Source organism: Sporosarcina sp. E16_8 (assembly GCF_017347095.1).
GTDB lineage: Bacteria > Bacillota > Bacilli > Bacillales_A > Planococcaceae > Sporosarcina.
In genome coordinates, this window is sequence record NZ_JADPRZ010000001.1 from 314,730 (window position 1) to 328,276 (window position 13,547).

Annotated in this window: 10 protein-coding genes and 1 tRNA gene; 3 read left to right on the top strand and 8 right to left on the bottom strand. The window is 41.8% G+C overall.

The genetic code is table 11. The features are described 5' to 3' along the window. Positions 1-121: 121 nt before the first annotated feature. From I2484_RS01485 to I2484_RS01495, 3 genes are all read right to left on the bottom strand, one after another. Positions 122-1,696: a peptide chain release factor 3 gene (locus I2484_RS01485; RefSeq protein ID WP_207149239.1), complete on the bottom strand. Its 1,575-nt coding sequence runs from the start codon at positions 1,694-1,696 to the stop codon at positions 122-124. Between the two features lie 197 nt (positions 1,697-1,893). Beyond that, positions 1,894-3,384 (bottom strand): UDP-N-acetylmuramoyl-L-alanyl-D-glutamate--2,6-diaminopimelate ligase, encoded by a 1,491-nt coding sequence (locus I2484_RS01490; protein ID WP_207149240.1) that lies wholly within the window; start codon positions 3,382-3,384, stop codon positions 1,894-1,896. A 13-nt stretch (positions 3,385-3,397) separates the two neighbouring features. Then, the gene (locus tag I2484_RS01495) at positions 3,398-4,450 is read right to left on the bottom strand and encodes a M42 family metallopeptidase (protein ID WP_207149241.1); all 1,053 of its coding nucleotides are present in this window, start codon (positions 4,448-4,450) and stop codon (positions 3,398-3,400) included. A gap of 96 nt (positions 4,451-4,546) precedes the next feature. Between I2484_RS01495 and I2484_RS01500 the strand changes: the two genes are divergently transcribed. Further along, entirely contained in the window at positions 4,547-6,118 is a 1,572-nt protein-coding gene (locus tag I2484_RS01500) for a two-component system sensor histidine kinase NtrB (protein WP_207149242.1), read from the top strand. A 16-nt stretch (positions 6,119-6,134) separates the two neighbouring features. Here the strand turns inward: I2484_RS01500 and I2484_RS01505 are convergent, their stop codons facing one another. Next, positions 6,135-7,523 (bottom strand): aldehyde dehydrogenase, encoded by a 1,389-nt coding sequence (locus I2484_RS01505; RefSeq protein WP_207149243.1) that lies wholly within the window; start codon positions 7,521-7,523, stop codon positions 6,135-6,137. A gap of 80 nt (positions 7,524-7,603) precedes the next feature. Beyond that, entirely contained in the window at positions 7,604-8,542 is a 939-nt protein-coding gene (locus I2484_RS01510) for a Gfo/Idh/MocA family oxidoreductase (RefSeq protein ID WP_207149244.1), read from the bottom strand. Between the two features lie 143 nt (positions 8,543-8,685). On the opposite strand from I2484_RS01510, the gene I2484_RS01515 reads away from it, so the two are divergent. Continuing rightward, entirely contained in the window at positions 8,686-8,829 is a 144-nt protein-coding gene (locus tag I2484_RS01515) for a hypothetical protein (protein ID WP_207149245.1), read from the top strand. A gap of 224 nt (positions 8,830-9,053) precedes the next feature. Here the strand turns inward: I2484_RS01515 and I2484_RS01520 are convergent, their stop codons facing one another. Beyond that, positions 9,054-9,920 carry a DNA-3-methyladenine glycosylase family protein gene (locus tag I2484_RS01520; protein WP_207149246.1) on the bottom strand — a complete coding sequence of 289 codons (867 nt, stop codon included), beginning with the start codon at positions 9,918-9,920 and terminating at the stop codon, positions 9,054-9,056. A 115-nt stretch (positions 9,921-10,035) separates the two neighbouring features. Between I2484_RS01520 and I2484_RS01525 the strand changes: the two genes are divergently transcribed. Then, positions 10,036-10,108 (top strand) — tRNA-Val (locus I2484_RS01525). Positions 10,109-10,943: 835 nt separating this feature from the next. Here I2484_RS01525 and I2484_RS01530 read toward each other — a convergent pair. Together I2484_RS01530 and I2484_RS01535 are read right to left on the bottom strand one after the other, a co-directional pair. Continuing rightward, positions 10,944-12,983: a TRAP transporter permease gene (locus I2484_RS01530; RefSeq protein WP_207149247.1), complete on the bottom strand. Its 2,040-nt coding sequence runs from the start codon at positions 12,981-12,983 to the stop codon at positions 10,944-10,946. Beyond that, positions 12,955-13,494: a DUF1850 domain-containing protein gene (locus tag I2484_RS01535; RefSeq protein WP_207149248.1), complete on the bottom strand. Its 540-nt coding sequence runs from the start codon at positions 13,492-13,494 to the stop codon at positions 12,955-12,957. The genes I2484_RS01530 and I2484_RS01535 overlap by 29 nt, the downstream gene beginning before the upstream one ends. Positions 13,495-13,547: the final 53 nt, after the last annotated feature.

A 13,547-nucleotide genomic window follows, 5' to 3' on the forward strand; every position in this document is an offset into this window, starting at 1 on the left:
ATCTTTCATAAAAGTCTCATTTCATTAATCATAATGAAAGATGGTGGCGACTACAAATAAGAACGTCTACTAGATAAGAAAACCCGACAGGATGGATGAACCGTCTTGTCGGGTTTGAGTATTATAATAGGCTATATAACTCGATTTCAGGATACTTGTCATGGAACCAACGCATCGCAAAATCGTTTTCAAATAGGAATACACGTTTGTCGTGGCGATCTTTAACAAGCATTGCACGTTGCCCTGCCATTGATTCATTAACGTCGTTTTCGTTGACAATCCAGCGCGCAACCTTTGAACCGACATGCTCCATGCGCACTTCAACGTTATACTCATTCTTCATGCGGTGCTCGAATACTTCGAATTGAAGTTGACCAACTGCACCTAGAAGTACTTCCTCAGTATGGAGCGTCCTGTAATACTGAATCGCTCCCTCTTGCACAAGCTGAAGAATCCCTTTATGGAAATGCTTAGACTTCATAACGTTTTTTGCTGTTACTCGAACAAAGAGTTCCGGTGTAAACTGTGGTAACGCATCGAATAGGAAGTTTGATTTACCACCGATTACCGTATCACCGATTTGGTAGTTACCTGTATCGTGAAGACCAATAATATCGCCCGCAACTGCTTCCTCCACTATTTCACGATCATCCGCAAGAAATTGCGTTGTCTGTGTCAGTTTGAATGTCCTAGAAATACGCGGAACGGTTACAGTCATCCCTCGTTCGAACTTACCAGAAACAATACGGACGAATGCAATACGGTCACGGTGCATTGGGTTCATATTTGCTTGAATTTTAAAGATAAATCCTGAAAACTCTTCCGAATACGGATCAATTTCTGTTTTATCTTTTGTAATTCGTGGTTGTGGTGGCGGTGAAAACTGTAAGAATGTCTCCAAAAATGTCTGCACACCAAAGTTCGTCAACGCACTACCGAAAAATACAGGTGTCAGTTCACCTATCGCTATTTTCTCTTCATCAAAATCATTGCCTGCTTCATTAAGAAGTAGAACGTCTTCAAGTGCTTGCTTATAATAGGATGTTTCCATCATCGGATGGGGTTCTGCAAGCCCTCCGTCTTCATTTATCGCAAGAAAACGTTTGTCATCATCGACTCTTACTTGTTCAACACGTTTGTTAAAACGATCGTAAATACCAACGAACTCCTTGCCCATTCCAATCGGCCAGTTCATCGCGTAAGACTGGATGCCAAGCACTTCTTCCAATTCTTCCATTAGGTCAAGCGGTTCTTTCCCTTGGCGGTCCATTTTATTAATGAACGTAAAGATTGGAATCCCACGCATACGGCATACTTTGAATAATTTAATTGTCTGAGGCTCGATTCCTTTTGCTGAGTCGACCATCATGACAGCCGCATCAACGGCCATAAGTGTACGGTATGTGTCTTCACTGAAATCTTCGTGTCCAGGTGTATCCAGGATGTTTACGCGCTTGCCATCGTAATCGAACTGCATGACGGATGATGTTACCGAAATCCCACGTTGTTTCTCAATTTCCATCCAGTCCGAAGTTGCAAACTTCCCTGATTTCTTACCTTTTACTGTTCCGGCATCACGGATTGCACCGCCAAAATAGAGTAGTTTTTCGGTGATTGTTGTTTTCCCGGCATCCGGGTGAGAAATAATTGCAAACGTCCGGCGGGATGCAATTTCTTCATGTATTGGTTTGTCCATTATATATTGTCTCCTTCTGTTCTGCTTTTCTTAGCATAGACACATTAGAGAATGATTTCAACAATTTTTTATCGGAATTAGCGAAGCGCAGGTAAAACTGAAGGACGGATTCCCGAAACCCTACGATAACAGCAGAACCGCAACGATTTCCATTCCATCAAAAAGAGCTATCCAAAAATCAGGACAGCTCTCTTCAATCATTTTTCAACTAACCCAGTACCAAATTTCTTTTCCGCCTCTTCCAATGCGATTTCTGCGTCCGAATGCGGATATTTCACAGAGCCAATAATTTGATAATCTTCATGGCCTTTCCCTGCAAATATGATGATGTCTTCAGGATTTGCAACCGCTATCGCATGGCGCACTGCTTCCGTCCGATCACCTATACAAGCATATTGATCATGCTTCATACCCGCTTCTAATTCTGAAAGTATGGATTCATATGGCTCGTCCCGCGGATCGTCCGTCGTTAAGATTACATAATCTGCGATAGATGCTTTATCTGCCATAATTGGACGTTTTATCCGATCACGGTTGCCGCCAGTACCAATGACGAAGATTAGCCGACTTCCTTCCTTCTTATAAGGAAGGACTGCATCAATCGCTTTTTCAATGGCATCAGGTGAATGTGCATAATCGACATACATTGTGATCGGCAATTCTGTCGGTACTTGTTCCATTCGCCCTTTGACGGCTGAAATCTTCCCTAGATAGTTAATAATATCTTCAGACATCATTCCTTTGGCATACAAAGTAGCGATGACCGCGAGCGCATTATAGACACTGAATTCACCAATGAGGCTCATGTCAACCCGGAATTCACCATCGGGTGCGGTAAGCCTGAATGTCGTACCATTTGCCCGTAACTCAATCTGTGATCCACGAAAGACTGCTTTATTTCGGATGCCGTATGTGAAAACTGGGTAAGACGTCATCTCCAACAACTTATTGCTCCACTCATCATCTGCATTGACGACAGCAAACTTACGCTTCTCTAAGTCTTGTCCAAGCTGTGAGAACAACAGTCCTTTCGCTTGTCCATAATTGTCCATCGTGCCATGGAAATCGAGATGATCATGCGTTAGATTTGTAAAAACAGCGATATCGAATTCCGTACCAGCTAGACGACCTTCCACTAGACCATGTGAAGATACCTCCATCGTCATCGTTGTACATCCCTCTTCCGCCGCTCGAGCAATCATCCCTTGTGTAGTCAGTACATCTGCCGTCGTGTTCTCAGTCCCATAAAGAGTTCCATCCAAATCGAAACCGATTGTTCCGGTAACGGCAGATTTCTCACCCGCCCGCTGAAGAATTGCTTGGATGATGCCACTGACACTCGTCTTGCCATTCGTGCCCGTCACTCCAATCATCGTCATTCGCTTCGATGGATAATCGTAAAAACGGGACGCCAACAAGCTGATAGCCCTTGACGTATTTTCAACCATAACAACCGCGACTTTATCCAAATCGACATCGACTTGCTTCGAAGCAACGATAACCCTTGCTCCATTCTCCACCGCTTTTCCAACGTAATTATGGCCATCCACCGTAAATCCTTCGATACAAACGAAAATTCCCCCTGCATTCACCGCGCGTGAATCAATCGCAATATCCGTCACAGTCCGCGGAACAACTCCCAGTACCTGTTTAACCGGCAACATTGAAAGCAATTTTTCTGTTTCCATTAAAACCCTCCGTTCAGTCCATCATTGCTGAAGTTACGTATCCGTGAAGCAACTGTGCTGATGCTTTTAGCGAATCGATATGTGTCCGTTCCAATGCATGTGAAGATTCGATGCCTGGACCAAATAAAGCATGTTTCACGTCAAAGCCCGCTCGGATTGCAGCAGATGCGTCTGAACCGTAAAACGGGTAAATATCAAGTTTAAATGGAATGTTACCTTCTTTGCAAAGACCCGTCAAATGTTGTGTCAACGCATAATGGTATGGCCCGCTTGAATCTTTAGCACAAATCGATACTGTATATTCGTCCGAAGTTTGGCCATCACCAATCGCTCCCATATCAACCGCGATATACTCAACAGTCTCTACTGGAATATTAGAGTTACCCCCATAACCGATTTCTTCATTGTTAGAAATATAGAAATGCGTCGTATGTGGAAGTGTAACCTTTTCTTCCTTTAATGAACGAATTAATCCCAGTAAAAGGGCTGTACTCGTTTTATCATCAAGGTGACGTGACTTAATGAAACCGCTATCCGTCACTTCAAAACGCGGATCGAATGATACAAAATCGCCCACTTCAATACCCAGTGCTCGTGTTCCAGCTGCATCCGTTACTTTCTCGTCAATACGCACTTCGATATTTTCCGCGCTTCGTTCTGCCGTTCCAGCGTTTTTGTAGACATGGACAGTTGTTTGGTGCATAAGGATTGTTCCACGTACTTCTTTCCCTGATGCTGTATGGATGAGGCAGTATTCCCCTTCAACCGCGTTCCAATTAAAGCCACCAATCATTGTCAACTTCAGGCGACCATCGCTTTTAACTTCTTTCACCATCGCGCCGAGCGTGTCCGTATGCGCCGTAAGCAGACGATGGCGCGTTGAATCTGTTCCTTCAATCGTTGCAATAATTGCTCCTTTGTTTGTTTGCTTATGCGTTACCCCGATTTCATTGAGTTCCTTCGCTATCAGTTTCATCACTTTCTCCGTATAACCTGATGGACTCGGTGTCTCCACAAGTCTTTTAAGTAGGTCAACAATACGTTTTTCATCAAATCCTGTTGTCATTTCTATTTCCCCTTTCCCTTACGCGTCGAAATAGGTTATTCTATCCCCATATGGAATCATGTATGATAAGTATAAAGATAGTTTATGGGGTGCCAAATGAAAAATTCGACTGTGGTCCATTCACGCAATATGTTTATTATACTTTTTTTTGTCCCTAGCGTCATCGTACACCTTTTCATGTCCTATTATTTAGGTTTTTCTAGTGAAATGATTGCAGCCCTTTTTGGATTGTTTATCGTTACTGTGCTGTTTGTCTTTTATAAATCGGGGATGAATTCTCTTACTTTTCGAATCCCCCTAATAATTGGGTACATTCTATATATATTTATTACAAACTTACTAAATCCTGATTTAGTGCAATTATTTTATCTTATCTTCCCTGTCGCCTTAGTGGCAGTCTACAATATCACTTGGTTAAACGTACTGATTACGCTCATCACAGGTATAGAAGTTTTTGTTTTATTCTACTTATTCAGTCCGATTTATAGATCAGTGGATGAAGCTCAACTTCTCCCAAATATAGCTTTCATTTTTAGCATGGCGGTAGTCCTATGCCTACTGTATACGTTCAGAATCACGCCTTTTTGGAACACTATCTTCAAGGAAAACAAGAAGATGAATGTTTTACTTACATCTAAAGAATGCTATCTCGACCTTTTTATTGAGCATTCAGAAGATGCAATTGTCATGTTCGACCTAGATCAGAACATCGTCGCAATGAATCCCGCGTTTGAAAAAATGTATGGCTGGAAGCGTGAGGAATGCATGGGGCGTGCGCCGCGACTCTTCCCTTCATCCGAAGATTCAATAATAGCCGAGAGGACTCAGAACTTATTGGATGGAAAAAGCTTTCATTTTCTGCGAACGAAAGAAATGAGGAAAGATGGTACTATATTTAATGCCGAACTGACATTAGCGCCCATCTATGATGTCGATAAAAAGTTGGTCGCTACATCCTTCATCGCACGCGACATCACGCTTAAGTTACAAGCAGAACAATTCCAAATCGATACAGAAAAACTAAAAGCAATCGGTGAGATTGCTGCAAGCGTCGCCCATGAAGTACGTAACCCTATGACGGCAATTTCAGGATTCGTACAGATGATGAACAACGATCCCGCTAATCAATATCGAGCATACACCGAAATTATGTATAACGAAATAAACCGTGTTGATTTGATAGTCAGTGAGTTTCTCGCTCTAGCAAAACCAAATTTAAAAAAATGCACCGAGTTCTACATAGAAAAGTCACTTCTAGATGTACTATCGATTTTTGAAACGGAATTTATTACTCGTTCTATTTTTTGTGATGTTCGGATTCCAAAGAATAATGCAATCATTAAGGGTAATGAAGACGGTATGAAACAAGTTTTCATAAACATTCTCAAAAATGCTTGTGAAGCACTTGTGAAAAACGGCGTAATCACTGTCGTTGTCACATTCCAAGACGACACGGTTTCCATTTTCATTAGCGATGACGGCCCCGGAATGGATCCTGAAACAATTGATAATCTATTTGAACCATTTTACACGACGAAAACAGAAGGTACTGGCCTCGGAATGCTTATTACAAAAAAAATCATCGTCGATCAAGGTGGAACGATAACCGTCAACAGCAAAATAAATCATGGAACCGAAACAACGATTATACTCCCGCTAAATAAATGAAAAAAACCGCCATCCATTATCGGATGAGCGGTTTTACTATTTTTAATTTATTGCCATATGGCGGAAATGCTAGTGTCATTGGAATGGACGTGCTTTTTTTCATCATGGATTTTGCATGCGTGAACGTATCGAAACTCGCTTTTCCGTGGTACGCACTCATACCTGATGAACCGACCCCTCCAAATGGTAAATTCACGTTGCCAACGTGGGCAATCGTATCATTGATGCACCCTCCACCGAAGGGCAAGTTTTCAATGAAATAATCTGCCGCCTGACCGTTTTCAGTAAACATATATGCTGCAAGTGGTTTCGGCAATTGACGAATTCTCTGAACCGCTTCACCGAGATTATCATATGTCAAAATCGGTAAGATTGGACCAAAAATCTCATCCTCCATTGAAGCACTGTTCCATGAAACATTATCAAGCAGTGTAGGTTCAATGAATAAGTCAGAACGGTCTGAATAACCACCACTAATCAAATGCACACGGTCGTTCTCAATAATTCCCACTAGACGATCGAAATGTTTAGTACTAACGATTCTGCCATAATCCGGACTTTGTGAAGCCTCTTTCCCGTAAAATTTCCGAACCGCAACATTCATTTTTTTAATAAGTTCCTCTTTGACGGAATGATGCACGAGGATATAGTCCGGTGCGACGCATGTCTGTCCGGTATTAACGAATTTCCCCCAGACAATTCGTTCAGCGGCTTTTTGTAAATCCGCTGTCTGATCAACAAGCGCAGGACTTTTCCCACCGAGTTCAAGCGTAATCGGAGTCAATCGTTCAGCCGCCGCCTTCATGACAACTTTCCCTACAGCTACACTGCCTGTGAAGAACATATAATCGAATGAGGCATGGATGAGCGCAGACGTCTCCTCGCGCTCGCCTTCTACAACGCGTATATAATCAGACGAAAATGTTTCCGTCAATATCTTTTCAACAATACGAGCCGTGTGAACAGCAATCTCGGATGGTTTGACAATTGAGCAATTACCGCCCGCAATCGCCCCGACAAGCGGTTCCATGACAAGTTGAAACGGATAGTTAAATGGACCAATGATTAGCACGGATCCGTATGGTTCACGAACAATGAAGCTTTTCGCTGGTTTCAAATGAACAGGCGTTTTCACCGTTTCATCTTTCATCCAATCTTCAAGGTGTTTAATCATATGTGAAATACTTGAAAGAACGAAACCTATTTCCGTTACATAAGACTCGAAAGGACTTTTACGAAGATCTTTATGTAATGCTTCCGTAATTTCCACTTCATTAGCGACAATCGCTTCTTTCAATTTTAAAAGCATTTCTTTGCGGAATGCAAAACTCCTTGTTTGGCCTGAAAAGTAGTATGCATGTTGGGAAGCAATCATCGTTTCTACGTCTTGTGCAGTAAAGTTCAATTTATTCCCTCCATTTCTTTGTACCTTCAATCATAGTTAGAATTGTTGCAGGATGCAAAAGTTAGCACTTTATCCCACTGTCAAGTCAATAGAAGATCAATCAACTTTTGTATTTCAAGTCCTTCATCAAATGACACGAGCAGCGCAGTTTCACCGTTAGCCGCAGCTATGCACTCATCCGTAAGCGTTTTCACTGTATCGAAGGAAGTCAATATCTCAAAAGGACTGTCTTTTTGTGCCATGCTAAGTTCCGACCAATTGCGCAGTTTCAGAACACCTTCATCTCCATATACTGTATAAGACAGTTCTTCTTGTTGACCAATTCCCGAAACTCCGTTCAAGAAGACCGGAATGTCATCCATAGTTTTTCCGATAGCAAGAACACTCGTTTCCGCAAGCGTTTCATCTTCAGGATAAACGGTTTGGTGGGAAGTAATCGCAAGTTGACCAAACATCCTGTACATAAGTTGAAGATAATGCGGGAATACTTCTCGTGTAAAGCCACCTTGTTTTCGCGTTGCAATCCAAGGGTTTTGTTGCCATACACGTGGCCAATGCGGGAAATAAGTTTGGAGTTCAATTCGAACGATTTGACCAATTTCACCCTCATTAATAAGTTTCATCATATGCCGAACAGACGAGCTATACATGAGTGGAAAATGCATCGCGGTTTGAATTTCATTGTTCTCTGCAGCTGTAGCCATCACTAGTCCATCTGAGGCGTCGTGTGCAAGTGGTTTTTCACAAAGCACATTCAAGCCTTTTGAAATCGCGGCCGTACTAAGTTCAGCATGCGATACAGGTGGAGTTCCAATATAGATCCAGTCGGGTTTCATCGCCAAAACCTCTTCATAAGAGGATGCCGCATATAGTCCGTATGTATCCGCCATTTCAGTAAGACGTTCATCATTTTCATCATACAAGGCAATAATTGTTGCAGATTCGTTGTTACGTAATTGATTGATGATTCGCTCGCCAACAATACCTGTACCGACTAGAGCAAATGTTGTTTTTTTCACTGATACAACCCCTTTTTATGGATAGTTTAGTAAAGGCGTAAGGATAGGTCGAACGATTCCTTTTCAACCTTTGACGTTTTGTATTATAGCATCGATGGGAATAGAATATTCAACTAACAAAGAATTTAAAGGAGGAAATGGACATGACAACAACTGATACTTGGTGGGAAACGATCTTTGAAGGAAATCTTTCATTGGGAATTAATAAAGAGCGTCTTGTTGAACTTGAAGAAGAAAATTTCCTTTATTTTGATGAAGAGCAGCAACTGCAGGTGCCTGCACACTGATAATTAGTGTAACTAACATGACAACGACACCCATTTCCAATGGACCCTAAAAACAGCTTTTCCTTGAATTTAAAATGGGAAAGCTGTTTTTTTTCATGTGTAAGAATGGTGAGTTGTGTTTTTTTGGTGGTGCATTGCGTTGTTTAGTTTCTGGCTTTTGTAGTTTAGTTTCGTTGATACGCTGGTTAGTTTTCTGCTTATGTTGTTTACTTTCCCATAAAACGTTACTCAATACTGTGCCATAGATAAAGCGCTGCATAACTTAAGTACGGTGACCACTCTGGAAAGCGGGCAAGCATTTCATCTTGCGTTGGCTTACGATCCATATTCCATACCTTTTTCAATGCGTTTTGCAAACCAATATCCGCAAGTGGGAACAAATTCGGACGTCCGAGCCCAGACATAAGAAACCCCTGTGCAGTCCAAGGTCCCACACCACGATAAGCAACAAGTTTTGAAGTTACTTCATCGTCATCCATTTGCCTGAATCGCTCAAGGTCAAGCGTCCCATCTGCTATCGATTGCGACAAACCAATGACATATTCAGCCTTTCGTGTGCTAAACTGCAGATCTCGAAGCGCTAGGACGTCAAGCGATGCGATACGCTCAGGGGATGGATAACGCCAGACATCATCCACCCTCTCTCCAAATGATTCTACAAAACGTTTCGTCAGCGTATGTGAGAATGACAAATTAAGTTGCTGGTGAATGATACTTTTCATGAGCGTTCCATATAATGAAAAACTTTTAATAAGCGGAGTTCCTTCATATTCAAGAAATAGCGGCCCAAGATCTGTTCCCGCAAAATGCAGCCCGATTGCATCTAACGGTTTATCAAAATGAAAGATCGATTTAACTGCTTCAATTTGAATGTCATCAATTGCATTTCCCACTATAAATGAAGGTAGTTGTTTCGTGCCTATACTTTGTAGCATGACACTATTCCCTTCTTCCATAGGAATGCGAACTGAACGGCCTTGCAAATCCACTGAATTGACCGGGTCCCCCGCCAACCGAACAATTGCCCGATCGAAGTCATAGACATAGGGCAATGAAAATTGAACGTCGATTAGAAACACCCCTTTATACATCGTTCTAGAACCTATTATACTCGTTTTTAAAAAACTTTCCCTAAAGGTGTTGACTTCTATTACAGAACCGCTATAATAGAAAATGTGCAGTAAGCAGAAACACAATTTAATTCCCGGTTCCGTAGCTCAGCTGGGAGAGCACTACCTCGACAAGGTAGGGGTCGCTGGTTCGAGCCCAGTCGGGACCATTGGGTGCCAAACCCACAGAAAACCTTTAGGAACAAAGGTTTTTCCGAGAAAACATCATCTCTTCGGAGGTGGTGTTTTTTTATGTTCAGGACTAACTCAATTACAATATATAAAGGGATGAAAGATATAAAAAGTTGTAAGGAAGTATATCTTCCAGCCTAGATTATAAGTTACTCATTATTCACTCGTCTTAACTAAAACTGAGTTTCTTGTTATTCAATAGGACCCATGAATTCTGGATTAATAACATACCCTTAGCCCTAACATCCACATTCTTCATTTCAGTCTTAACATCGACATCTCCACTTTTTATACTCGTAGGAGTATCAGTTTTTGCGGATGGCATATTGAAAGATAGTCGAACATTGAGTAAGGAATGGAGAAGTGATTTTAAATCGGTTCAGATGTTATATGCTCGGTCTGCCGCGATATATGCTCGGTGGCAAGCTTATATGCTCGGTCACCACGTTATATGCTCGGTCACCACGTTATATGATCGGTGGCAAACTTATATGCTCGGTCACCACGTTATATGCTCGGTGGCAAACTTATATGCTTGGTCACCACGTTATATGATCGGTAGCAAACTTATATGCTCGTTCACCACGTAATATGATCGGTAGCAAACTTATATGCTCGGTCACCACGTTATATGATCGGTGGCAAACTTATATTCTCGGTCACCACGTTATATGATCGGTAGCAAACTTATATGCTTGGTCACCACGTTATATGATCGGTGGCAAAACCCATGTGCTCAGTCGTTCGCCAATTCCTTAAACTAAAAATCCCTTCGCCTGATAAAACTCACAGCGAAGGGATTTTCACGTTCTATTAAGCTACAGAGACCTTCTTACTATCGTCATCTTTCTCCCGTGTCATCCACTGGAGTGCGACCATTACCACGAACAATACAATCCCGATAATGTCTGTAATAGTTTCTGGGAAAATAAGAAGCATTCCTGTCGCTAAAGCGAACAGGCGCTCAATCCAATTACATTTTCGATACCAGAAGCCAATCATTCCTGCACCGATCGCAATCATCCCAATAATGGCGGTGAAAACGACCCATAAAATCTCTGTAACAGGGGCCCCCATCATGAGCATCGCAGGATTGAATACGAACATGTACGGAATGATAAATGCTGCGATAGCGAGCTTCGCAGAGGTGACGCCTGTTTTAATTGGATCCCCGCCAGAAATACCTGCTGCTGCGAATGCTGCAAGTGCAACAGGTGGTGTAATGTCTGCAATAATACCAAAATAGAATACAAATAGATGTGCGGACACAGCCACAACGATTGGAACAGTTGCTCCAGGGTTATCAAGCATAAGAAGCGTGATAATCGCAGGAGCGGCGATTGTTGACGTTATGACATAGTTCGCTGTTGTCGGTGAACCCATGCCCAAAACGATTGCAGCAATCATTGTAAAGAACAGAGTCAGGAAGACGTTCCCACCTGCCGCCGAAATCAATCCAGTAGCAAGGCTTAAGCCTAAACCTGTCTTCACAACAACACCAACGATAATACCGGCACAAGCTGTTGCTGCCGCGACACCAAGCGCTGTACGCGCTCCATCTACCAGTGCATCGATCATGTCTTTAAATCCAAGACGCGTTGACTTATCGAATGAGCTGACGATAATCGTTAAGACGATTCCGAGCAACGCTGCTTTCATCGTAGGGATACCAATTAATAAAAACACGATAATACCGATAATCGGTAGGAGTAAATATATTTTCTTTAATGTCTTTTTACGGTCAGGAATTTGGTCTTCAGTCATTCCTTTCAGACCTACACGCTTCGCTTCAAAGTGTGTCATAATCCAAACTCCTGTGAAATAAAGGAGTGCTGGAATCGCTGCTGCTTTTGCAATTTGCCAGTAGGTAACGCCGCCTATGAATTCAACCATAAGGAAAGCGGCTGCTCCCATAATCGGAGGCATAATTTGCCCACCCGTCGACGCTGCTGCTTCAACACCGCCAGCAAATTCCTTTTTATAACCGAGTTTTTTCATCATCGGAATTGTATATGAACCTGATCCGACAACGTTTGCAACCGAACTTCCTGAAATCGTACCTTGTAAAGCACTTGAGAAGATGGCAACTTTAGCCGGTCCACCTACTAAACGACCTGCCAACACAACCGCAAGATCGTTGAAATAAGCTCCAACCCCTGTTTTGACAAGGAATGCTCCAAATAACAGGAACACGAAGATGAATGTAGAAGATACACTAATTGGCGTACCTAAAATTCCATCTGTCGTGAAAAACATTAATTGAACGACACTTTTTAGATCTTGTCCACGGTGTGCAAGGAATCCTGGGAAATAAGGTCCAAAAAATGCATAGACTAAAAATACAGCTGAGATAATTGTAATCGGCATTCCAACCGCTCTTCTTGCGGCCTCCATGGTCAAAAGGATAGCTAGTACCCCGACGACTATATCAAGTGTCGATACACGACCAACACGTAACACCAGATCACCGATGAGTAGCGGCCAATAAAGTCCGACTCCTATTGCCAATAGCGCCAAAATCATATCGTAAAATGGTACCTTATTTCGCTCGCTCTTAATTTTTTTCTTAGCTGGAAACAGGATAAAGATTAAAGATAATGCAAATCCTAAGTGAATTGAACGTTGAATGTACGCCGTAAAAGGAGTCCCAATCGCTGTGTACAATTGAAATATGGAAAATGCCAGTAAACCAAAAAATACGATTTTCTTAAATATTCCTGTAACATCACGTGTATTCGATTCTGGGTCAAACTTTTGAAGAATTTCAAGTTGTTCTTCTTCTGACAGCATTTTAAACTCTTCTGTTTGCGTTTCTAGCTCTAGTTCATCGTTCCGTTTTGGTTGTTTTTCCATTCATATTAACTCCTTTAAGCATTTGATAAAGAGAGAGTTTCGCAACACGAAATGTGTAGGATTTTCCCCTCACCAACTGTTTCTTTAAATTTAGTTCATTGCCTAAGTATCGAAAAGCTAATTCTGCATCTACATCGCCAATTAACATGACAAATGAATCTATAACATTGTCATCGTATGTAAGCGTGTACAAACCATCTTTCATCGTGAAGGTTTCTCCATCTTCCTCGTTACCCGGTAGCCCGATAGCAAAATCTTCATATTGCATTGACAAGAGCCGAATTTCATTATCCATAGTCGCTTCATATGATTCTATGACGTTAGACAAATGTATGGAATGGACATATCTAATTTGAAATTCATTGTCACTTTCTAAAGGTACATAAAATACTTTTGGATTCTCCACACGATGTTCAGTAAATGTAAATGCTGTTTTTATCGGAATAAATAAAACTAGAAAAACTAGTAATATAAAACAAAGAATTAGCGGTACAACTTTTTTTTTGTTCACCCGCCTCTTCCTTTCTGATTATATAAAAGAATGGGCGGCTGAAGCATAAAGCC